This window comes from Aeromonas sp. CU5 (assembly GCF_002586745.1).
Taxonomy (GTDB): Bacteria; Pseudomonadota; Gammaproteobacteria; order Enterobacterales; family Aeromonadaceae; genus Aeromonas; species Aeromonas sobria.
Genome location: NZ_CP023817.1, coordinates 4,066,939 through 4,085,000 on the forward strand (window position 1 = coordinate 4,066,939; position 18,062 = coordinate 4,085,000).

Here is an 18,062-nt window from a genome sequence, read left to right on the forward strand (position 1 = left end):
CCTAGTATTGGGGGCAGCTAAAGAATAAAGAGGCAAAGCAATGAGTCAGCAGCAATACAAGGTCCTGGTGGTGGACGATGACCTGAAATTACGTTCCCTGTTGGAGCGCTATCTCACCGAGCAGGGCTTCGTGGTGCGCGGAGTGGCCAATGGCGAACAGGCTGACCGCTTGCTGACCCGAGAAAACTTCAGCCTGATGGTGCTCGACCTGATGTTGCCGGGGGAGGATGGGCTCTCCATCTGCCGCCGTCTGAGGGAGGCTGGCAACCAGATCCCGGTGCTGATGCTCACCGCCAAGGGGGATGAAGTGGATCGCATCGTCGGGCTTGAGATGGGGGCTGACGACTATCTGCCCAAGCCGTTCAATCCCCGCGAACTGCTGGCGCGGATCCGTGCCGTGTTGCGTCGCCATACCGTCGAGCTGCCGGGGGCCCCCTCTGCCGCAGAGAAGGTGGTCAACTTCGGTGCCTTCCAGCTCAATCTGGCGACCCGCGAGCTAAGCCGTGACGGTGAGCCGATGGCGCTCACCAGTGGCGAGTTTGCGGTGCTGAAAGTACTGGTTAGCCATCCGCGCGAACCGCTCTCCCGCGACAAGCTGATGAATCTGGCTCGTGGCCGCGAATACACCGCCACCGAACGCAGCATCGACGTGCAGGTTTCCCGCTTGCGCCGCTTGCTAGAACAAGATCCAACCCAGCCTCGTTATTTGCAGACCGTCTGGGGTTTGGGCTACGTGTTTGTCCCGGACGGTGACAGAACATGAAAAAAATCGGCAGCATGTTCTCGCGCATGCTCTGGTTTCTGGCCGCCGTGCTGGTGGTCTATCAGGCCGTCTCCTACGTCACGTTTTACAATTATCTACTGGCCCCGACAGTCAAACAGATCAGTCATCTGCTGGCCAATCAGGTCAAGCTGATCTTGCCGCTCAACAGTGAGCAGCTGGCGTTGAGTGAAGATGCCGAGGCGCTGGTCTATGTGACCACCGGTACCGATATCTATACCCAGAGCGAGGCAATCCAGCATGGATTCAGCAATGCAAAGCCTTATCCCTATCTGGAAGAGAATATCAGCCGTGAACTGGGGGGGGATGCCAAGGTGCGGGTCGAGATCCAGGATCACTACATCATCTGGATCCAGCCGCCCCAGGCCAGCAAAATTTGGGTGCGGATCCCGCTGACCGAGATTGAAGATGACGATATCGAACCCCTCATTATCTATCTGAGCGTGTTGCTGGTGATCACCCTGTTTGCAGCCTGGCGTTTTGCCCGGCAACTGGTGCGCCCGCTTGAGGATCTTGAGGCGGGTGCGGTTGCGGTGGCCAAAGGACATTTTCCGGATGCGCTGGGAGAGCTGGGGTCGCGGGAAGTGCGTCGCCTGACCCGAACCTTCAACCATATGTCGCACTCCATCAAGAGCCTGATCGAAGAGCGCAACCTGATGATGGCCGGGGTATCTCACGATTTGCGTACGCCGCTGACCCGCATTCGGTTAGCGATCGAGATGATGTCGTCCGGTGATGAGTACCTCAAAGAGAGCATCAACTCCGACATTGATGAGTCCAACGCCATTATCGATCAGTTCATCGACTACATCCGTCCAGATGAAGGGCAGGATTTGCTGCCGATCGACCTGACTCAGTTGATCCACGATACCCTGTTGATCCACTCAGAGCAGGGACTGGAGGTTGACTTGATGTTGCCGCAAGACGCTGTGCTGGTTGCCTGCAATCCGGTCAGCATGCGGCGGGTATTGAGTAATCTTGCCAGCAACTCACTGCGCTATGGGGCGAGCCGTTTACATGCCGAGTTGAAAGATGATGGACATTGGGTTCGTTTGCGATTGTCCGATGATGGCCCCGGTATTCCGGAGCAGGACTATTTCAGAGTGCTCAAACCTTTCACTCAGGGGAATGTGGCGCGCACCGAAGGAGGCAGTGGTCTGGGATTGGCCATCGTGGCCAAGATAGTCGCTCAGCACCACGGCACCATCAGGTTGGGCAATGCTGAACTTGGGGGCTTGCTGGTAGATATACGGTTGCCGAAAAATCAGCCGCAGGAGTGGATGGATTGAAAGAAGGGCGTATCGGTGGATACGCCCTTCTGCATTATCAGACCACTTTTTATTAGAGCACTTTCTCCGGAGTGGTGGCGGCCGCCTTGCGATAGCGCTTGCCATATCTCAGCTGCTGGATCAGCAGTGCCGCCACAATCAATCCCAGCCCGATCGGGGTGGCAGGATCGATTGCCTCGTCAACCAGCAGGTTCAGCAGTACCAGTGAGGCGAATGGTGAAATGAAGATAAGGTTGCTGATAGGAGCTGTGTTGGTGGCATGGCGCATCGCCATCAGCCACAGCACAAAGCCAAATCCCATCTCGATGATCCCGACATACATTGCCCCCACCCATCCTTGCCAGGCTGTCAGCTGGAAGTCAGCCAGTAGCCAGGTGGCGAGCACGATAAAGGGGAGGCTGATAATGAAACCGAGCAGCAGGCTGACAATGGGGTCTCCCTGATTGCGGGTGTTGAGGATCCAGTAGCTGGCCCAGATGAGGGTCGAGAGCAACACCAGCGCCACCCCCAATGGATTGTCAAAATGCAGGCCGAAGACGTCACCCTTGGTAGCGATCACCAGCGCGCCGAAATAACCCAGCACGATGGCAACGCCATCGCGGCGGCGCAGCGTCTGGCCGAGGAACGGCACCGATAGCAGAGTGAGGGTGATGGCCCAGGTGTAGCTAAGGGTCTGCGCCTGCTGGGCAGGCAGCAGATCATAGGCTTTGAACAGCAGCAGGTAATAGAGGAAGGGGTTCATCACCCCCAGCATCAGGTAATAAAACGGGCGGCTGCGCAGATAACTGCACAGCAGCGGCAGTTTACCCTGCTTGAGCACGATCCCCCCCAGCAACAAGGTGGAGGTCAGCGCCGCAACCAGTAGCAGCTGCACCGGCGCAAAATAGGCGAGGGAAATTTTGAAGGCGGTGGCCACCGTTGACCACAGGGCCACCGCGCAGAGCGCGTACTGGTAGGCTTTCTTTTGATCTTTGATCATCGTTGTTATGTCATAAACGGAAGAAAGTCGCAGTCTATCAGTCTGGCGATGAGCTTGTCGTGACGCCGGACATTCCTTGATGGGATTAGCTCGCTGCGAAGGTAATGACATGCCCCCTGACAGAGATCCATCTGCCACATAAAATTGTGCACAATATGTGCGCGCTCCCTTGCGTAAATTTGAAAAATCCGTATACTATCCCCCGCTTACCCATGAGGTAAGCCAGACGATATGTCTGCTGCTGAGCTCCTCGTTTACGAGAGCCAGCCATACAGTCCTCCCGATATGGGAGGAAACGTGAAAAATCACACCTCTGGCGGGAGTAATCTCGGTCGGGCGGTGCTGGTTTATGTTCTTTTATCTATTGGAGCTCTGTCAATGCAGAACCAAAGAATCCGTATTCGCCTGAAGGCTTTTGATCATCGCCTGATTGATCAATCTACAGCGGAAATCGTTGAAACTGCAAAGCGCACTGGCGCGCAGGTTCGCGGTCCTATCCCGCTGCCGACTCGCAAAGAGCGCTTCACCATTCTGACTTCCCCGCACGTCAACAAAGACGCGCGTGATCAGTATGAGATCCGCACTCACAAGCGTCTGGTAGACATCGTTGAGCCGACTGACAAGACCGTAGATGCTCTGATGCGTCTGGATCTGGCAGCTGGTGTAGACGTCCAGATCAGCCTGGGTTAATTACGGAAAGAGGTTGATAACAATGACAATCGGTCTTGTAGGTCGCAAAGTGGGTATGACTCGCATCTTCACTGAAGATGGCGTTTCTATCCCGGTGACTGTTATCGAAGTTGAAGCTAACCGTGTAACTCAGGTCAAATCTGTAGAAACCGACGGCTACAACGCTATTCAGGTTACCACTGGCGCCAAAAAAGCCAGCCGTGTAACCAAGCCTGAAGCTGGCCACTTCGCCAAAGCTGGCGTAGAAGCCGGTCGCGGCCTGTGGGAATTCCGCTTGAACAACGGTGAAACTTTCACTGTTGGTAACGAGCTGAAAGTAGATCTTCTCGCTGACGTTAAGCTGGTAGACGTTACTGGCACATCCAAGGGTAAAGGTTTTGCTGGTTGCGTTAAGCGCCACAACTTCCGCACCCAGGATATGACCCACGGTAACTCCTTGTCTCACCGCGCTCCGGGTTCTATCGGTCAGAACCAGACTCCGGGCCGTGTATTCAAGGGCAAAAAGATGGCTGGTCACATGGGTGCTGAGCGTGTAACTACTCAGAACCTGGAACTGGTTCGTGTTGACGCTGAACGTAACCTGCTGCTCATTAAAGGTGCAGTTCCGGGTGCGACCAACGGCAACGTGATCGTTAAACCTGCCGTCAAAGCGTAACGTCTGAGGAGATAGTAATGGAATTGGTAATGAAAGACGCCAAGAGCGCTCTTGAAGTTTCCGAGACTACCTTCGGGCGCGAATTCAACGAAGCTCTGGTTCACCAGGTCGTCGTTGCATATGCCGCAGGTGCCCGTCAGGGTACTCGTGCGCAGCTGACTCGCTCTGAAGTGTCTGGTGGCGGCAAAAAGCCGTGGCGTCAGAAGGGTACTGGTCGTGCCCGTGCTGGCTCCATCCGTTCGCCCATTTGGCGTTCCGGTGGTGTGACTTTTGCAGCTAAGCCGCAAGATCACAGCCAGAAAGTAAACAAGAAGATGTACCGCGGCGCTATCCGTAGCATCCTGTCCGAGCTGGTACGTCAAGAGCGCCTGATCGTTGTCGAGAAATTCGGTATCGATGCGCCTAAGACCAAAGAACTGATCGCCAAGCTGAAAGAGATGGAACTGAAAGACGTTCTGATCGTGACAGCTGAAGTCGATGAGAACCTGTTCCTGGCTGCTCGCAACCTGTACAAAGTTGACGTGCGTGATGTTGCCGGTATCGACCCGGTCAGCCTGATCGCTTTCGACAAGGTTCTGATGACTGCTGATGCAGTTAAGCAAATCGAGGAGATGCTGGCATGATCCGCGAAGAGCGTCTGTTGAAAGTTCTGAAGGCTCCGCATATCTCTGAAAAGAGCACTATGGTCGCAGAAAAGCAGAACACTATCGTGTTCAAAATTGCTGTTGATGCTACCAAAGCGGAAGTCAAAGCAGCAGTTGCGAAACTGTTCGAGGTTGAAGTTGAGACCGTCCGTACCCTGAACATGAAGGGTAAAACCAAGCGCGCAGGTGCACGCGTAGGCCGTCGTTCCGATTGGAAAAAGGCTTATGTGACCCTGAAAGCTGGTCAGGACATCGACTTCATGGGCGCAGCCGAGTAAGAGGAGTTCTCAAAAATGGCAATCGTTAAGTGCAAGCCTACCTCTCCGGGCCGCCGTCACGTCGTCAAGATCGTCAATCAAGAGCTGTACAAGGGCAAGCCCTTCGCCGCTCTGCTGGACAGCAAAAGCAAGTCCGGTGGTCGTAACAACAACGGCCGTATCACTACCCGTCATATCGGTGGTGGTCACAAGCAGCACTACCGTCTGGTCGACTTCAAGCGCGACAAAGACGGTATCCCGGCTAAAGTAGAGCGCCTGGAATACGATCCTAACCGTACCGCTAACATCGCTCTGGTGTTGTATGCAGACGGTGAGCGTCGTTACATCCTGGCTCCGAAAGGCCTGAAAGCTGGTGACGCGATCGCATCTGGTGCTGATGCTGCCATCAAGGTAGGTAACACCCTGCCGATGCGCAACATCCCGGTTGGTTCTACTGTTCACGCAGTTGAGATGAAGCCTGGTAAAGGTGCACAGCTGGCTCGTTCCGCTGGTACTTTCATCCAGATCCTGGCTCGTGATGGTAACTATGTAACTCTGCGTCTGCGTTCCGGCGAAGTACGTAAAGTTCTGGCCGAGTGCCGCGCCACCATCGGTGAAGTCGGTAACTCCGAGCACATGTTGCGTCAACTGGGTAAAGCCGGTGCCAACCGCTGGCGTGGTATTCGTCCGACCGTTCGCGGTATGGCGATGAACCCGGTCGACCACCCGCACGGTGGTGGTGAGGGTCGTAACAAAGGCATGCAGCCTGTGTCCCCATGGGGCCAGAAGGCTAAAGGCTTCAAGACCCGTAAGAACAAGCGTACCGACAAGTACATCGTACGTCGTCGTAACAAGTAATTGTTAACATAGAGGAATCACCATGCCACGTTCTCTCAAGAAGGGTCCATTTATTGACCTGCACTTGCTGAAGAAGGTAGAGAAAGCGGTGGAAAGCGGGGATAAAAAGCCGGTTAAAACCTGGTCCCGTCGTTCAATGATCATCCCGAACATGATCGGTTTGACCATCGCTGTCCATAATGGTCGTCAGCACGTTCCGGTTTTTGTTACCGAAGAAATGATCGGTCACAAACTGGGTGAATTCGCACCGACTCGTACTTATCGCGGCCATGCTGCTGATAAGAAGGCTAAGAAGCGCTAAGGGATAAATGATGGAAGCTATCGCTAAACACCGTTATGCCCGTACTTCTGCCCAGAAAGCTCGTCTGGTAGCCGATCAAGTACGTGGTCTGTCTGTAGACAAGGCTCTGACTCTCCTGACCTTCAGCCCGAAAAAGGCTGCAGTGCTGGTTAAGAAAGTGCTGGAATCTGCCATTGCAAACGCTGAGCACAACGAAGGCGCCGATATCGACGCGCTGCGTGTTGCTACTATCATGGTCGACGAAGGTCCCTCCATGAAGCGCATCCGTCCGCGTGCCAAAGGTCGTGCGGATCGTATCCTCAAGCGTACCGCTCACATCACTGTAGTGGTATCCGACGCTAAGGCTGGGAGATAAGCAATGGGTCAGAAAGTACATCCTAATGGCATTCGCCTGGGTATTACCAAGCCTTGGAATTCTACCTGGTTCGCGAACACCAAAGATTTCGCTGACAACTTGTTCAGCGATTTTCAAGTGCGCCAGTTCCTGACCAAGGAACTGAAAAACGCGTCCTTGTCCAAGATCACCATCGAGCGTCCGGCCAAGAGCATCCGTGTGACTATTCACACCGCTCGTCCGGGCATCGTGATTGGTAAGAAAGGCGAAGACGTTGAGAAACTGCGCAAAGCTGTAGCCGTTATTGCTGGCGTGCCTGCTCAGATCAACATTTCCGAAGTCCGCAAGCCGGAGCTGGACAGCAAACTTGTTGCTGACAGCATTACTTCCCAACTGGAACGTCGCGTAATGTTCCGTCGTGCTATGAAGCGCGCCGTACAGAACGCAATGCGCCTGGGTGCCAAGGGCATCAAAGTGGAAGTTTCCGGTCGTCTGGGCGGCGCTGAAATCGCGCGTACCGAATGGTACCGTGAAGGTCGTGTGCCTTTGCACACCCTGCGTGCCGACATCGACTACGCAACTTCTGAAGCCCACACCACTTACGGTGTGATCGGCGTTAAAGTTTGGATCTTCAAGGGTGAAGTTCTGGGCGGTCTGGCTGCTGTTGCTGCCGCTGCTGCTCAAGAGCAAGCTCCTGCAAAGCCCAAGCGTGACAACAAGCGCCGCGCTGCTAAGTAAGGAGATTCGGTAAATGTTGCAACCTAAGCGTACCAAATTCCGCAAGACCCATAAGGGTCGTAACCGCGGTCTGGCCAACACTGGTAACGAAGTATCCTTCGGTACCTTTGGCCTGAAGGCGACATCCCGTGGTCAACTGACTGCTCGTCAAATCGAAGCAGCCCGTCGTGCCATGACCCGTCACGTTAAGCGTCAAGGTAAGATCTGGATCCGTGTGTTCCCGGACAAGCCCATCACCGAAAAGCCCCTCGAAGTACGTATGGGTAAAGGTAAGGGTAACGTGGAATACTGGGTTTGCCCGATCCAGCCTGGCAAGGTTCTGTACGAGATGGATGGTGTACCTGAGGCTCTGGCGCGTGAAGCGTTTGCCTTGGCTGCTGCTAAGCTGTCCGTTCAGACCACTTTCGTAATTAAGACGGTGATGTGATGAAAGCTCAAGATCTGCGTCAAAAGAGCGTCGAAGAACTGAACCAGGAGCTGCTGGGCCTGCTGCGTGAGCAATTCAACATGCGCATGCAAGCATCCACCGGCCAACTGGCTCAGACTCACACTCTGAAACAAGTGCGTCGTGACGCCGCACGTATCAAGACTGTACTGACTGAGAAGGCAGGTGCGTAATGACTGACAAAATCCGTACTCTGCAAGGTCGTGTAATCAGCGACAAGATGGAGAAATCCATCACTGTTGCTATCGAGCGCAAGGTAAAGCACCCGATCTACGGTAAGATCATCAAGCGTACTACCAAGCTGCACGTGCACGATGAGAACAACGAGTGTAAAGCTGGCGATCTCGTGGAAATCCGCGAGTGCCGTCCGCTGTCCAAGACCAAGTCCTGGACCCTGGTTGGTATCTTAGAAAAGGCCTAATCGGTACTTTGTACTTCAAACGGCCCCCATTGCGGGGCCGTTTGTTTTTTAGGCTACCTTTTCTGAAAAAGCTGTGTTATAGTTTCGCGCCTTTTGAGGGCAGCCAGATCCCGAAAGGGATAAGAAGTAAACAAAGCGGAGCACTAAAATGATCCAGATGCAAAGTATGCTGGGCGTAGCCGACAACTCCGGCGCTCGCAGTGTAATGTGTATTAAGGTTCTGGGTGGCTCGCACCGCCGTTACGCCGGCATCGGCGACATCATCAAAGTTTCCATCAAGGAAGCCATTCCTCGCGGTAAAGTGAAGAAAGGTGATGTATATAACGCGGTGGTCGTACGCACCCGTAAAGGCGTTCGTCGTCCGGACGGCTCAGTCATCCGTTTCGACAACAATGCGGCTGTTTTGCTTAACGGCAACCAACAGCCAATCGGTACTCGTATTTTTGGCCCGGTGACCCGTGAACTGCGTAATGAGAAGTTCATGAAGATTGTGTCCCTGGCACCCGAAGTACTGTAAGGAGTCGAACGATGGCAGCTAAAATCCGTCGCGAAGACGAAGTGATCGTACTTACCGGCAAAGACAAGGGCAAGCGTGGCAAAGTCACTCAAGTCCTGATTGCAAAAGGTAAGGTATTCGTCGAAGGCATCAACCAGGTGAAGAAGCACCAGAAGCCGGTACCCGCATTGGGTCAGGCTGGCGGTATCATCACCAAAGAAGCCCCGATCGATGTATCAAACGTAGCGCTGTTCAACTCTGCCACTGGCAAAGCTGACCGCGTTGGTTTCCGGATTGAAGACGGCAAAAAAGTTCGTTTCTTCAAATCCACCGGCGAACTTGTGAAGTAATTGGAGTTTAACGATGGCGAAACTGCATGATTACTACAAATCAGATGTAGTAAATGAACTGGCCAAACAGTTCGGTTACAAGACTATCATGCAAGTCCCTCGGATCGAGAAAATCACCCTGAATATGGGTGTTGGTGAAGCGATCTCTGACAAGAAGTTGCTGGAAAATGCTGCTGCCGATATGGCTGCCATTTCCGGTCAGAAGCCGCTGATCACCAAAGCTCGCAAATCTGTTGCGGGCTTCAAGATTCGTGAAGGCTACCCGATAGGTTGTAAAGTAACCCTGCGTGGCGAGCGTATGTGGGAGTTCCTGGAACGGCTGATTTGCATCTCCGTACCGCGTATCCGTGACTTCCGTGGCCTGAACGCTAAAGCGTTCGACGGTCGTGGTAACTACTCCATGGGCGTGCGTGAGCAAATCATCTTCCCGGAAATCGACTATGACAAAGTCGATCGCGTCCGTGGTCTGGATATCACCATCACCACTTCCGCGAATACCGATGAAGAAGGCCGTGCTCTGCTGGCTGCCTTTAACTTCCCATTCCGCAAGTAAGGTTAGGGTTATGGCTAAAACATCCATGAAAGCGCGCGAAGCAAAGCGTGCGAAGCTGGTAGCCAAGTACGCCACCAAGCGTACCGAGCTGAAAGCTATCATCGTTGATATGAACGCTTCTGAAGAAGCGCGTTGGGATGCTGTACTGCAACTGCAACAGCTGCCCCGTGATTCCAGTCCGTCCCGCCAGCGTAACCGTTGCAATATTACTGGTCGTCCGCACGGTTTCCTGCGCAAGTTTGGTTTGTCTCGCATCAAGGTGCGTGAGCATGCCATGAAGGGCGAAATTCCGGGCCTGAAGAAGGCTTCTTGGTAACGAATCTCGGGAGTTAGACTTATGAGCATGCAAGATCCGATCGCGGATATGCTGACCCGCATCCGTAACGGTCAGGCGGCGAGCAAAGTTGCGGTTTCCATGCCTTCTTCCAAGCTGAAAGTGGCGATTGCCAACGTGCTGAAAGAAGAAGGTTACATTGCTGGCTACTCCGTAGCTGGTGATGTGAAGCCGGAACTGGAAATTGAACTGAAATATTTCCAGGGCAAGCCAGTTGTAGAACTGATCCAACGCGTGAGCCGTCCCGGCCTGCGTATTTACAAGCGCACTACTGATCTGCCGAAAGTTATGGGCGGTCTCGGTGTTGCTATCGTGTCCACGTCTAAAGGTGTGATGACTGACCGTGCTGCTCGCAAAGCAAGCATGGGCGGTGAGATCATCTGCTACGTCGCTTAATAGGAGGTAGGAAATGTCTCGTGTTGCTAAGGCACCCGTCACTATTCCTGCTGGCGTAGAGGTGACTCTGAACGGCCAGGAACTGACCATCAAAGGTGGTAAAGGTTCTCTGGTTCGCTCTATTCACGCCGGTGTAGAAGTGACCAAAGAAGACAATGTACTGAAGTTCGCCCCGCGCGACAGCATCGCTGGTGCTGACGCTCAGGCCGGTACTGCACGTGCATTGGTCAACAACATGGTAATCGGTGTTACCCAAGGCTTCGAGCGCAAGCTGCAGCTGGTTGGTGTAGGTTACAAAGCCTCCATCAAGGGCAATGCTGTAGCGCTGGCTCTGGGCTTCTCTCACCCGGTAGAGCATGCGCTGCCGGCTGGTGTGACCGCTGAGTGTCCGACTGCCACAGAAATCGTTCTGCGTGGTGTCGACAAGCAGATGGTTGGCCAAGTCGCCGCCGATATCCGTTCTTACCGCGCTCCGGAGCCCTACAAGGGCAAGGGTGTACGCTATGCCAATGAGCAAGTGCGTACTAAAGAAGCTAAGAAGAAGTAAGGTAACACTATGGACAAGAAAGCAGCTCGTCTCCGTCGTGCTACTCGTGCTCGGAAGAAGATGCAGGAACTGGGAGCTACCCGTCTGGTTGTTCACCGTACCCCGCGTCATATCTACGCGCAGGTAATCGCAGCCAACGGTTCCGAAGTTCTGGCCTCTGCTTCCACAGTAGAGAAAGCCATCAGTGAAGGGCTCAAACACTCCGGTAATGCTGATGCAGCTACCGCAGTGGGTAAAGCAATCGCTGAGCGTGCTATTGCCAAAGGCGTTCAGAACGTATCTTTCGATCGTTCCGGTTTCAAGTATCATGGTCGCATTGCCGCTCTGGCAACTGCTGCACGTGACGCTGGTCTTCAGTTCTAAGCTAGGAGTCGAAGATGGCTAAAGTCGAATCTCAAGCCGGCGAACTGCAAGAAAAGCTGATTGCAGTCAACCGTGTTTCGAAAACTGTTAAAGGTGGTCGTATCATGTCCTTCACCGCGTTGACCGTGGTGGGTGATGGTAACGGCCGTGTAGGTTACGGTTACGGTAAAGCCCGTGAAGTTCCAGCTGCTATTCAAAAAGCAATGGAACAGGCTAAGCGTAACCTGAGCAAGGTTGAGCTGAACAATGGCACTCTGCACCACCCGGTGCGTGGTGTTCACTCAGGTTCTTCCGTGTTCATGAAGCCGGCCTCACAAGGTACTGGTATCATTGCAGGCGGCGCCATGCGTGCTGTTCTGGAAGTTGCTGGTATCCACAACGTGCTGGCCAAGACCTACGGTTCCACCAACCCAATCAACGTTGTTCGCGCAACTGTAGACGCTCTGGTACAGGGTCAATCCCCGGCCCAGATCGCTGCCAAGCGTGGTCTGCGCGTTGAAGAAATTCTGGGGTAATGCGACATGGCTAACACTGTAAAAGTAACTCAAACTCGCAGCTCTATCGGCCGTCTGCCAAAGCACAAGGCGACTCTGCGTGGTCTGGGTCTGCGTCGCATTGGTCACACCGTTGAGCTGGAAGATACTCCTTGCGTACGCGGTATGATCAACCAGGTTTATTACATGGTTAAGGTGGAGGGCTAAGCATGCGTCTGAACACTCTGTCTCCGGCCGCTGGTTCCAAGCCTGAAAAACAACGTCGTGGTCGTGGTATCGGCTCCGGCTTAGGCAAGACTGGTGGTCGTGGTGTTAAAGGCCAAACCTCTCGTTCCGGTGGCGGTAAAGTCCGCAACGGTTTCGAAGGTGGTCAGATGCCTTTGAAAATCCGTCTGCCAAAGTTCGGTTTCTTCTCTCGCAAATCGCTGATTTCAGCTGAAGTGCGTCTGAACGAAATCGCCATGGTAGAAGGTGATGTGGTCGATCTGAGCACTCTGAAGCAAGCCGGTGTTGTTACTAAGAACATCGTTTTCGCTAAAGTTGTTCTGTCTGGCAACATTGACCGTGCTGTGACCGTTCGTGGTGTGTCCGTCACTAAAGGTGCACGTGCAGCCATCGAGGCCGCTGGCGGTAAAATCGAGGAATAATCAGTACAATGGCTAAGAAACCAGGATTGGATGTTAAAGCACAGGGTGGTCTGAGTGAATTGAAGAGCCGTCTGCTCTTCGTTCTCGGGGCGATTATCGTTTTCCGTGCAGGCTCTTATGTGCCGATTCCTGGTATTGACGCCGCCGTACTGGCCGAGTTGTTCCAACAACAGAAGGGCACCATCATTGAGATGTTTAACATGTTCAGTGGTGGTGCACTATCGCGTGCTTCTATTCTTGCGCTGGGGATCATGCCGTATATTTCGGCGTCGATCATCATCCAGCTGCTGACAGTGGTTCACCCCGCTCTTGCTGAACTCAAGAAAGAAGGTGAATCCGGCCGTCGCAAGATTAACCAATATACTCGTTGGGGCACGCTGGTTTTGGGAACTTTCCAGGCCATTGGTATTGCAACAGGTCTGCCGAATATGATGCAAGGGCTCGTGTCTCACCCGGGTCTTGGTTTCTACTTCACAGCCGTTGTAAGTCTGGTCACCGGTACCATGTTTTTGATGTGGTTGGGTGAACAGATTACCGAGCGTGGGATTGGTAATGGTATCTCGTTGATTATTTTCACGGGTATCGTTGCTGGTCTGCCGCATGCCATTGGCGCTACGGCCGAACAGGCACGTCAAGGGGAATTACACATCCTGCTGTTGTTGTTGCTGGGCTTGATTGTTTTCGCAGTGACTTACTTTGTGGTGTTCGTGGAGCGTGGTCAGCGTCGTATCGTCGTTAACTATGCAAAGCGTCAACAAGGTCGCCAGGTATTCGCCGCGCAAAGCACACACCTGCCATTGAAAGTAAATATGGCCGGTGTGATTCCTGCGATTTTCGCATCCAGTATCATCCTGTTCCCAGGGACCATTACCTCTTGGTTTGGTCAGGGAGAGGGTAAAGTTGCTGATATCTTGCAGCAGGTCTCTATGGTCCTGCAGCCTGGTCAACCGCTTTACGAGATGCTGTATGCAGCAGCCATTATCTTCTTCTGCTTCTTCTATACCGCGTTGGTGTTTAATCCCCGCGAGACAGCTGATAACCTGAAGAAGAGTGGAGCCTTTATCCCGGGGATCCGCCCGGGCGAGCAGACAGCACGTTACATCGATAAGGTTATGACTCGCCTGACATTGGCAGGTGCGCTCTATATAACCTTTATCTGTCTGGTACCCCAGTTCTTGATGACTGCCTGGAACGTACAGTTCTACTTCGGTGGCACTTCGCTGCTGATTATCGTGGTAGTTATCATGGACTTCATGGCTCAGGTACAAACCCATATGATGTCTCATCAATATGGTGATGTTCTGAGGAAGGCCAACCTGAAGGGCTACGGCCGCTAAAGGTCGGCGTAGTTACGGAGTTAAGCAATGAAAGTTCGTGCTTCCGTTAAGGCAATCTGCCGTAACTGCAAAATCATCAAGCGTCACGGTGTGGTGCGTGTGATTTGCAGCGAGCCAAAGCATAAACAGCGCCAAGGCTAATTTTTTACGGTTAGTACTTGCAACAAATAGTTGTGCTGGCTAATATAGCCAGCCAACTTTTGTTGTGTATTGGTTGACCGCCACGTATCCGCTCACGGGCTTTGTGGTGGTCGTAATCTACTATATGTAGGAGTGAATAGTGGCCCGTATCGCTGGCATTAACATTCCTGACCATAAGCATGCAGTCATTGCGTTGACTGCGATTTATGGCGTCGGTCGTACCCGCTCCAAGGCCATCTGTGCCGCAGCCGGTATCGCTGAGAATGTGAAAATTAAAGACCTGGACGAAGCTCAGATCGAGAGTCTGCGTGAACAAGTAGGTAAATTCACCGTTGAAGGTGACCTGCGTCGTCAGATTTCCATGAACATCAAGCGATTGATGGATCTGGGTTGCTACCGTGGTTTGCGTCACCGTCGTAGCCTGCCTGTTCGTGGTCAACGTACCAAGACCAACGCTCGTACCCGTAAGGGTCCGCGCAAGGCTATCAAGAAGTAACGGGAAGGTAGAAAATGGCTAAAACTCCGACTCGTGCTCGCAAGCGCGTTAAAAAGCAAGTGAGCGACGGTATTGCGCACGTTCATGCATCTTTCAACAACACAATCGTGACCATTACTGACCGTCAGGGCAATGCTCTGTCATGGGCTACCTCTGGTGGTTCAGGTTTCCGTGGTTCCCGTAAGTCCACTCCGTTTGCTGCCCAGGTAGCTGCTGAGCGTGCTGGTGAGATCGCCAAAGAATACGGCGTGAAGAACCTGGAAGTCATGGTCAAAGGTCCGGGTCCCGGTCGTGAGTCATCCATCCGCGCTCTGAACGCGGCTGGTTTCCGCATCACTAATATTACTGATGTGACTCCGATCCCGCACAACGGTTGTCGTCCTCCCAAGAAGCGCCGCGTATAACGCTGTTGCAACTTGGTCTAGGATTGTTGGAGAAAGAAGATGGCAAGATATATCGGTCCTAAGCTTAAGCTTAGCCGTCGCGAGGGTACAGACCTCTTCCTGAAGTCTGGCGTTCGCGCGATTGACTCTAAGTGCAAGATTGACACCGCTCCTGGTCAGCACGGTGCGCGTAAAGCGCGTCTGTCCGACTACGGTGTTCAGCTGCGCGAAAAGCAAAAAGTTCGTCGTATTTACGGCGTATTGGAAAAACAGTTCCGCAACTACTATCGCGATGCTGCCCGTCAAAAAGGTAACACCGGTGAAAACCTGTTGCAGCTGCTGGAAGGTCGTTTGGACAACGTTGTTTACCGTATGGGCTTCGGCGCTACTCGTGCTGAATCTCGCCAGCTGGTGAGCCACAAGGCCATCATGGTAAACGGTCGCGTTGTGAACATTCCTTCTTTCCAGGTTTCCCCTGAGGACGTGATCTGCGTTCGTGAGAAGGCTAAGAAGCAAGCGCGTATCAAAGCATCCCTTGAGGTTGCTGGTCAGCGTGAGAAGCCGACTTGGGTAGAGGTTGACGCCGCTAAAATGGAAGGTGCTTACAAGCGTCTGCCAGAGCGTTCCGACCTGTCTGCCGACATTAACGAACAGCTGATCGTCGAGCTTTACTCTAAGTAAAGCTAGCTTCTAAAGAGAGGACACAATGCTGGGTTCTGTAACAGATTTTCTTAAACCGCGGCTAGTTGACATCGAGCAAGTTAGCCCGACTCATGCGAAAGTGACTCTTGAGCCACTTGAGCGTGGCTTTGGCCACACGCTGGGCAATGCTCTGCGTCGTATTTTGCTGTCATCTATGCCCGGTTGTGCAGTTACTGAAGTCGAAATTGACGGGGTACTGCATGAGTACAGCAGCAAAGAAGGTGTGCAGGAAGACATTCTTGAAATTCTGCTTAACCTGAAAGGTATCGCTGTGAAGCTGGAAGGCAAGGACGAGGTAACTCTGTCCCTGACCAAGTCTGGAACAGGCCCCGTTACCGCTGGTGATATCACTCACGGTGATGAAGTCGAGATCGTAAACCCGGAGCACGTAATCTGCCACCTGACCGGTGCTAATGCTGACATCAGCATGCGCCTGAAAGTTCAGCGCGGTCGTGGTTATGTGCCTGCTTCTGCTCGTGTTCACAACGATGATGAAGAGCGTCCGATAGGTCGCCTGCTGCTGGACTCTGCGTTCAGCCCCATCGTTCGTATTGCCTACAATGTTGAGGCAGCACGTGTGGAACAGCGTACCGACTTGGACAAGCTCGTCATCGACATGGAGACCAATGGTACTCTGGATCCTGAAGAAGCTATCCGTCGCTCTGCCACTATTTTGGCTGAGCAGCTGGAAGCCTTCGTGGATCTGCGCGATGTCAGCGTGCCCGAGAAGAAAGAAGAGAAACCCGAGTTTGATCCGATTCTGCTGCGTCCTGTCGATGATTTGGAGCTGACAGTTCGTTCTGCGAACTGTCTGAAGGCAGAAGCTATCCACTATATTGGTGATCTGGTACAGCGTACCGAAGTTGAGTTGCTTAAAACTCCTAACCTCGGTAAGAAGTCCCTGACTGAGATCAAGGATGTGTTGGCCTCCCGTGGTCTGTCTCTTGGCATGCGCCTTGAGAATTGGCCGCCCGCCAGCATCGCTGACGAGTAATCCAGATTACGGGTTTCACAGATTTAGTTAGAAGGATAAGGTCATGCGCCATCGTTTGAGTGGTCGTCAACTGAACCGGAACAGCAGCCATCGTCAGGCTATGTTCCGCAACATGGCCAGCTCACTGGTTCGTCATGAGATCATCAAGACGACTGTGCCTAAGGCAAAAGAGCTGCGCCGTGTAGTTGAACCGCTGATCACCCTTGCCAAGACTGATAGCGTTGCTAATCGTCGCCTGGCATTTGCCCGTACTCGCGATAACGCGATCGTGGCTAAGCTGTTCAATGAACTGGGCCCGCGCTACCTGGAGCGCGCCGGCGGTTATACTCGCATTCTGAAATGCGGTTTCCGTGCAGGCGATAACGCCCCTATGGCTTATATTGAGCTGGTAGACCGCCCGGCCGCTGCTGAAGCAGCTGCTGAGTGATATAAAGAAAAAGCCGGGCTTGTCCCGGCTTTTCTTTTAATAGATTTTGACATTGCCTCAACTGCCTCAACTGCCTCAACTGCCTCAACTGCCTCAACTGCCTCAACTGCCTCAACTGCCTCAACTGCCTCAACTGCCTCAACTGCCCTAAATGAATCATCTCGATTTCCTAGACCGCTCAAGCGCCTTAAACCGATGCTATTTAGGTGAAGTGATGATTAAGCCGTAGCGTTATACAGAAAATTTAAATTGGCTGCTGTCAAGCTGGTGACAGAACGCCATTACCTGTGGCGTAGGTTGTCGAGAGAGTCGGTGTTTCCAGACTCGGTATGTACACCTGGATCAAACGCTACAGCCAGCCGAGCTACGGTGCCTATAGGCTGAGCTGAGCAGCGTGATTGATGAGCGAGATAATTTTAAAAGGCCGCCTATTTCGCCAAGCTGTCAGGGTAAGGACTCCTCATCTAGGAGCACAACTTCACGCATCCCACCCAGAGGCTGTGCCGCATGATGAATCTCTACACTCGTGGTTCGCTTGGTTGCGACAGCCTTCATCTGCTTGGGCACGGGAGGATAAATAACTCCTCGGCCAGATCAAGGCATGCTGACTAGAAAGAGGAGGTGATTCACCTACCACGCCTTTGGATGCCAGAGAGTGCTGGCCTGACGATTCGCTTTCTCCTATATATGGACTTGGTTCTACCTCGGCAGCAAGACATTCTCGTTGTTGCTGTAGTGCAGGATTAAAGGGTTAAAGCAGAGTGAGTTACCTACAGAGATGTTACTTTTGTGGATAAGTCTGTGCAAAGGCTGTGTGTTGACATGAATAACTAATGAATCGCATTTTTTTGCAATTTAATTGCGGTAAAGCCTTGCCAATGTGAGCGGAATCTCTATAATGCGCCACATCGACAGGGCAAGCGGCAACGCAAACAACCCCGTCGGTAACCTCGAAAAGCCTTTGAAAATAAGGCTTGACTCGAGAAGGCGGTTGAGTAGAATTCCACTCC

31 protein-coding genes are annotated in these 18,062 nt (G+C 53.0%); 30 read left to right on the forward strand and 1 reads right to left on the reverse strand.

Annotated elements, in window-relative coordinates:
- Window positions 1–40 precede the first annotated feature (40 nt).
- The gene (gene ompR, locus CK911_RS18320; RefSeq protein ID WP_042019348.1) at window positions 41–763 is read left to right on the forward strand and encodes a two-component system response regulator OmpR; all 723 of its coding nucleotides are present in this window, start codon (window positions 41–43) and stop codon (window positions 761–763) included.
- Entirely contained in the window at window positions 760–2,070 is a 1,311-nt protein-coding gene (gene envZ, locus CK911_RS18325) for a two-component system sensor histidine kinase EnvZ (RefSeq protein ID WP_172954055.1), read from the forward strand. Before ompR ends, envZ begins: the two co-directional genes overlap by 4 nt.
- Before the next feature lie 52 nt (window positions 2,071–2,122).
- Here the strand turns inward: envZ and CK911_RS18330 are convergent, their stop codons facing one another.
- Complete coding sequence (locus CK911_RS18330; protein ID WP_098971759.1) at window positions 2,123–3,049, reverse strand: DMT family transporter; 927 nt, start codon at window positions 3,047–3,049, stop codon at window positions 2,123–2,125.
- Window positions 3,050–3,427: 378 nt separating this feature from the next.
- Here CK911_RS18330 and rpsJ point away from each other — a divergent pair, with 378 nt between their 5' ends.
- The 28 genes from rpsJ (at window position 3,428) to rplQ (ending at window position 17,052) form a co-directional block, all read left to right on the forward strand.
- Window positions 3,428–3,739 carry a 30S ribosomal protein S10 gene (gene rpsJ, locus CK911_RS18335; protein ID WP_042019353.1) on the forward strand — a complete coding sequence of 104 codons (312 nt, stop codon included), beginning with the start codon at window positions 3,428–3,430 and terminating at the stop codon, window positions 3,737–3,739.
- Window positions 3,740–3,761: 22 nt separating this feature from the next.
- Window positions 3,762–4,394 (forward strand): 50S ribosomal protein L3, encoded by a 633-nt coding sequence (gene rplC, locus CK911_RS18340; RefSeq protein ID WP_042019356.1) that lies wholly within the window; start codon window positions 3,762–3,764, stop codon window positions 4,392–4,394.
- Between the two features lie 17 nt (window positions 4,395–4,411).
- The gene (rplD, locus tag CK911_RS18345; protein WP_042019358.1) at window positions 4,412–5,017 is read left to right on the forward strand and encodes a 50S ribosomal protein L4; all 606 of its coding nucleotides are present in this window, start codon (window positions 4,412–4,414) and stop codon (window positions 5,015–5,017) included.
- On the forward strand, window positions 5,017–5,316 hold the full coding sequence (gene rplW / locus CK911_RS18350; protein ID WP_345893614.1) for a 50S ribosomal protein L23: 300 nt from the start codon (window positions 5,017–5,019) through the stop codon (window positions 5,314–5,316). The genes rplD and rplW overlap by 1 nt, the downstream gene beginning before the upstream one ends.
- Before the next feature lie 15 nt (window positions 5,317–5,331).
- Window positions 5,332–6,153: a 50S ribosomal protein L2 gene (rplB, locus tag CK911_RS18355; RefSeq protein WP_033130006.1), complete on the forward strand. Its 822-nt coding sequence runs from the start codon at window positions 5,332–5,334 to the stop codon at window positions 6,151–6,153.
- Window positions 6,154–6,175: 22 nt separating this feature from the next.
- Window positions 6,176–6,454, forward strand: coding sequence for a 30S ribosomal protein S19 (rpsS, locus tag CK911_RS18360; RefSeq protein WP_005307960.1), 279 nt, complete (start codon window positions 6,176–6,178; stop codon window positions 6,452–6,454).
- A gap of 10 nt (window positions 6,455–6,464) precedes the next feature.
- Window positions 6,465–6,809, forward strand: coding sequence for a 50S ribosomal protein L22 (gene rplV / locus CK911_RS18365; protein WP_005890899.1), 345 nt, complete (start codon window positions 6,465–6,467; stop codon window positions 6,807–6,809).
- Between the two features lie 3 nt (window positions 6,810–6,812).
- Window positions 6,813–7,526, forward strand: a complete 714-nt coding sequence (rpsC, locus tag CK911_RS18370; protein WP_042019362.1) for a 30S ribosomal protein S3 — start codon at window positions 6,813–6,815, stop codon at window positions 7,524–7,526.
- 13 nt (window positions 7,527–7,539) lie between these two features.
- The gene (gene rplP, locus CK911_RS18375; RefSeq protein ID WP_005319737.1) at window positions 7,540–7,953 is read left to right on the forward strand and encodes a 50S ribosomal protein L16; all 414 of its coding nucleotides are present in this window, start codon (window positions 7,540–7,542) and stop codon (window positions 7,951–7,953) included.
- The gene (gene rpmC, locus CK911_RS18380; RefSeq protein WP_042019365.1) at window positions 7,953–8,144 is read left to right on the forward strand and encodes a 50S ribosomal protein L29; all 192 of its coding nucleotides are present in this window, start codon (window positions 7,953–7,955) and stop codon (window positions 8,142–8,144) included. The genes rplP and rpmC overlap by 1 nt, the downstream gene beginning before the upstream one ends.
- Window positions 8,144–8,392, forward strand: a complete 249-nt coding sequence (gene rpsQ / locus CK911_RS18385) for a 30S ribosomal protein S17 (RefSeq protein ID WP_042019367.1) — start codon at window positions 8,144–8,146, stop codon at window positions 8,390–8,392. The genes rpmC and rpsQ overlap by 1 nt, the downstream gene beginning before the upstream one ends.
- 148 nt (window positions 8,393–8,540) lie before the next feature.
- Complete coding sequence (gene rplN / locus CK911_RS18390; protein WP_005890908.1) at window positions 8,541–8,909, forward strand: 50S ribosomal protein L14; 369 nt, start codon at window positions 8,541–8,543, stop codon at window positions 8,907–8,909.
- Window positions 8,910–8,920: 11 nt separating this feature from the next.
- A complete protein-coding gene (gene rplX, locus CK911_RS18395; RefSeq protein ID WP_042019369.1) occupies window positions 8,921–9,238 on the forward strand; it encodes a 50S ribosomal protein L24 in 318 nt (105 codons plus the stop codon).
- A 13-nt stretch (window positions 9,239–9,251) separates the two neighbouring features.
- Complete coding sequence (rplE, locus tag CK911_RS18400) at window positions 9,252–9,791, forward strand: 50S ribosomal protein L5 (protein ID WP_005319725.1); 540 nt, start codon at window positions 9,252–9,254, stop codon at window positions 9,789–9,791.
- 10 nt (window positions 9,792–9,801) lie between these two features.
- Entirely contained in the window at window positions 9,802–10,107 is a 306-nt protein-coding gene (rpsN, locus tag CK911_RS18405) for a 30S ribosomal protein S14 (protein ID WP_042010205.1), read from the forward strand.
- Between the two features lie 21 nt (window positions 10,108–10,128).
- The gene (gene rpsH, locus CK911_RS18410; RefSeq protein ID WP_042019371.1) at window positions 10,129–10,521 is read left to right on the forward strand and encodes a 30S ribosomal protein S8; all 393 of its coding nucleotides are present in this window, start codon (window positions 10,129–10,131) and stop codon (window positions 10,519–10,521) included.
- A 13-nt stretch (window positions 10,522–10,534) separates the two neighbouring features.
- Window positions 10,535–11,068: a 50S ribosomal protein L6 gene (gene rplF, locus CK911_RS18415; protein WP_042019373.1), complete on the forward strand. Its 534-nt coding sequence runs from the start codon at window positions 10,535–10,537 to the stop codon at window positions 11,066–11,068.
- 9 nt (window positions 11,069–11,077) lie between these two features.
- Complete coding sequence (gene rplR / locus CK911_RS18420) at window positions 11,078–11,431, forward strand: 50S ribosomal protein L18 (RefSeq protein ID WP_042019374.1); 354 nt, start codon at window positions 11,078–11,080, stop codon at window positions 11,429–11,431.
- Window positions 11,432–11,445: 14 nt separating this feature from the next.
- A complete protein-coding gene (gene rpsE, locus CK911_RS18425; RefSeq protein ID WP_005319713.1) occupies window positions 11,446–11,946 on the forward strand; it encodes a 30S ribosomal protein S5 in 501 nt (166 codons plus the stop codon).
- 6 nt (window positions 11,947–11,952) lie between these two features.
- A complete protein-coding gene (gene rpmD / locus CK911_RS18430) occupies window positions 11,953–12,132 on the forward strand; it encodes a 50S ribosomal protein L30 (RefSeq protein ID WP_005307985.1) in 180 nt (59 codons plus the stop codon).
- 2 nt (window positions 12,133–12,134) lie between these two features.
- Complete coding sequence (rplO, locus tag CK911_RS18435) at window positions 12,135–12,572, forward strand: 50S ribosomal protein L15 (RefSeq protein WP_042019377.1); 438 nt, start codon at window positions 12,135–12,137, stop codon at window positions 12,570–12,572.
- An 8-nt stretch (window positions 12,573–12,580) separates the two neighbouring features.
- Window positions 12,581–13,909 carry a preprotein translocase subunit SecY gene (gene secY, locus CK911_RS18440; protein WP_042019379.1) on the forward strand — a complete coding sequence of 443 codons (1,329 nt, stop codon included), beginning with the start codon at window positions 12,581–12,583 and terminating at the stop codon, window positions 13,907–13,909.
- 27 nt (window positions 13,910–13,936) lie between these two features.
- A complete protein-coding gene (gene rpmJ, locus CK911_RS18445) occupies window positions 13,937–14,050 on the forward strand; it encodes a 50S ribosomal protein L36 (protein ID WP_005319705.1) in 114 nt (37 codons plus the stop codon).
- Between the two features lie 139 nt (window positions 14,051–14,189).
- Entirely contained in the window at window positions 14,190–14,546 is a 357-nt protein-coding gene (rpsM, locus tag CK911_RS18450; RefSeq protein WP_005307991.1) for a 30S ribosomal protein S13, read from the forward strand.
- A 14-nt stretch (window positions 14,547–14,560) separates the two neighbouring features.
- Complete coding sequence (gene rpsK, locus CK911_RS18455) at window positions 14,561–14,950, forward strand: 30S ribosomal protein S11 (protein WP_005319702.1); 390 nt, start codon at window positions 14,561–14,563, stop codon at window positions 14,948–14,950.
- Between the two features lie 39 nt (window positions 14,951–14,989).
- The gene (gene rpsD, locus CK911_RS18460; protein ID WP_042019380.1) at window positions 14,990–15,610 is read left to right on the forward strand and encodes a 30S ribosomal protein S4; all 621 of its coding nucleotides are present in this window, start codon (window positions 14,990–14,992) and stop codon (window positions 15,608–15,610) included.
- A gap of 25 nt (window positions 15,611–15,635) precedes the next feature.
- Window positions 15,636–16,625: a DNA-directed RNA polymerase subunit alpha gene (gene rpoA, locus CK911_RS18465; protein WP_042019383.1), complete on the forward strand. Its 990-nt coding sequence runs from the start codon at window positions 15,636–15,638 to the stop codon at window positions 16,623–16,625.
- Window positions 16,626–16,668: 43 nt separating this feature from the next.
- Window positions 16,669–17,052, forward strand: coding sequence for a 50S ribosomal protein L17 (gene rplQ, locus CK911_RS18470; protein WP_042019386.1), 384 nt, complete (start codon window positions 16,669–16,671; stop codon window positions 17,050–17,052).
- Window positions 17,053–18,062 lie beyond the last annotated feature (1,010 nt).

Coding starts and splice junctions, on each gene's coding strand:
- ompR (WP_042019348.1), top strand. CDS start 41: ATGAGTCAGCAGCAATACAAGGTCCTGGTGGTGGACGATGACCTGAAA.
- envZ (WP_172954055.1), top strand. CDS start 760: ATGAAAAAAATCGGCAGCATGTTCTCGCGCATGCTCTGGTTTCTGGCC.
- CK911_RS18330 (WP_098971759.1), bottom strand. CDS start 3,049: ATGATCAAAGATCAAAAGAAAGCCTACCAGTACGCGCTCTGCGCGGTG.
- rpsJ (WP_042019353.1), top strand. CDS start 3,428: ATGCAGAACCAAAGAATCCGTATTCGCCTGAAGGCTTTTGATCATCGC.
- rplC (WP_042019356.1), top strand. CDS start 3,762: ATGACAATCGGTCTTGTAGGTCGCAAAGTGGGTATGACTCGCATCTTC.
- rplD (WP_042019358.1), top strand. CDS start 4,412: ATGGAATTGGTAATGAAAGACGCCAAGAGCGCTCTTGAAGTTTCCGAG.
- rplB (WP_033130006.1), top strand. CDS start 5,332: ATGGCAATCGTTAAGTGCAAGCCTACCTCTCCGGGCCGCCGTCACGTC.
- rpsS (WP_005307960.1), top strand. CDS start 6,176: ATGCCACGTTCTCTCAAGAAGGGTCCATTTATTGACCTGCACTTGCTG.
- rplV (WP_005890899.1), top strand. CDS start 6,465: ATGGAAGCTATCGCTAAACACCGTTATGCCCGTACTTCTGCCCAGAAA.
- rpsC (WP_042019362.1), top strand. CDS start 6,813: ATGGGTCAGAAAGTACATCCTAATGGCATTCGCCTGGGTATTACCAAG.
- rplP (WP_005319737.1), top strand. CDS start 7,540: ATGTTGCAACCTAAGCGTACCAAATTCCGCAAGACCCATAAGGGTCGT.
- rpmC (WP_042019365.1), top strand. CDS start 7,953: ATGAAAGCTCAAGATCTGCGTCAAAAGAGCGTCGAAGAACTGAACCAG.
- rpsQ (WP_042019367.1), top strand. CDS start 8,144: ATGACTGACAAAATCCGTACTCTGCAAGGTCGTGTAATCAGCGACAAG.
- rplN (WP_005890908.1), top strand. CDS start 8,541: ATGATCCAGATGCAAAGTATGCTGGGCGTAGCCGACAACTCCGGCGCT.
- rplX (WP_042019369.1), top strand. CDS start 8,921: ATGGCAGCTAAAATCCGTCGCGAAGACGAAGTGATCGTACTTACCGGC.
- rplE (WP_005319725.1), top strand. CDS start 9,252: ATGGCGAAACTGCATGATTACTACAAATCAGATGTAGTAAATGAACTG.
- rpsN (WP_042010205.1), top strand. CDS start 9,802: ATGGCTAAAACATCCATGAAAGCGCGCGAAGCAAAGCGTGCGAAGCTG.
- rpsH (WP_042019371.1), top strand. CDS start 10,129: ATGAGCATGCAAGATCCGATCGCGGATATGCTGACCCGCATCCGTAAC.
- rplF (WP_042019373.1), top strand. CDS start 10,535: ATGTCTCGTGTTGCTAAGGCACCCGTCACTATTCCTGCTGGCGTAGAG.
- rplR (WP_042019374.1), top strand. CDS start 11,078: ATGGACAAGAAAGCAGCTCGTCTCCGTCGTGCTACTCGTGCTCGGAAG.
- rpsE (WP_005319713.1), top strand. CDS start 11,446: ATGGCTAAAGTCGAATCTCAAGCCGGCGAACTGCAAGAAAAGCTGATT.
- rpmD (WP_005307985.1), top strand. CDS start 11,953: ATGGCTAACACTGTAAAAGTAACTCAAACTCGCAGCTCTATCGGCCGT.
- rplO (WP_042019377.1), top strand. CDS start 12,135: ATGCGTCTGAACACTCTGTCTCCGGCCGCTGGTTCCAAGCCTGAAAAA.
- secY (WP_042019379.1), top strand. CDS start 12,581: ATGGCTAAGAAACCAGGATTGGATGTTAAAGCACAGGGTGGTCTGAGT.
- rpmJ (WP_005319705.1), top strand. CDS start 13,937: ATGAAAGTTCGTGCTTCCGTTAAGGCAATCTGCCGTAACTGCAAAATC.
- rpsK (WP_005319702.1), top strand. CDS start 14,561: ATGGCTAAAACTCCGACTCGTGCTCGCAAGCGCGTTAAAAAGCAAGTG.
- rpsD (WP_042019380.1), top strand. CDS start 14,990: ATGGCAAGATATATCGGTCCTAAGCTTAAGCTTAGCCGTCGCGAGGGT.
- rpoA (WP_042019383.1), top strand. CDS start 15,636: ATGCTGGGTTCTGTAACAGATTTTCTTAAACCGCGGCTAGTTGACATC.
- rplQ (WP_042019386.1), top strand. CDS start 16,669: ATGCGCCATCGTTTGAGTGGTCGTCAACTGAACCGGAACAGCAGCCAT.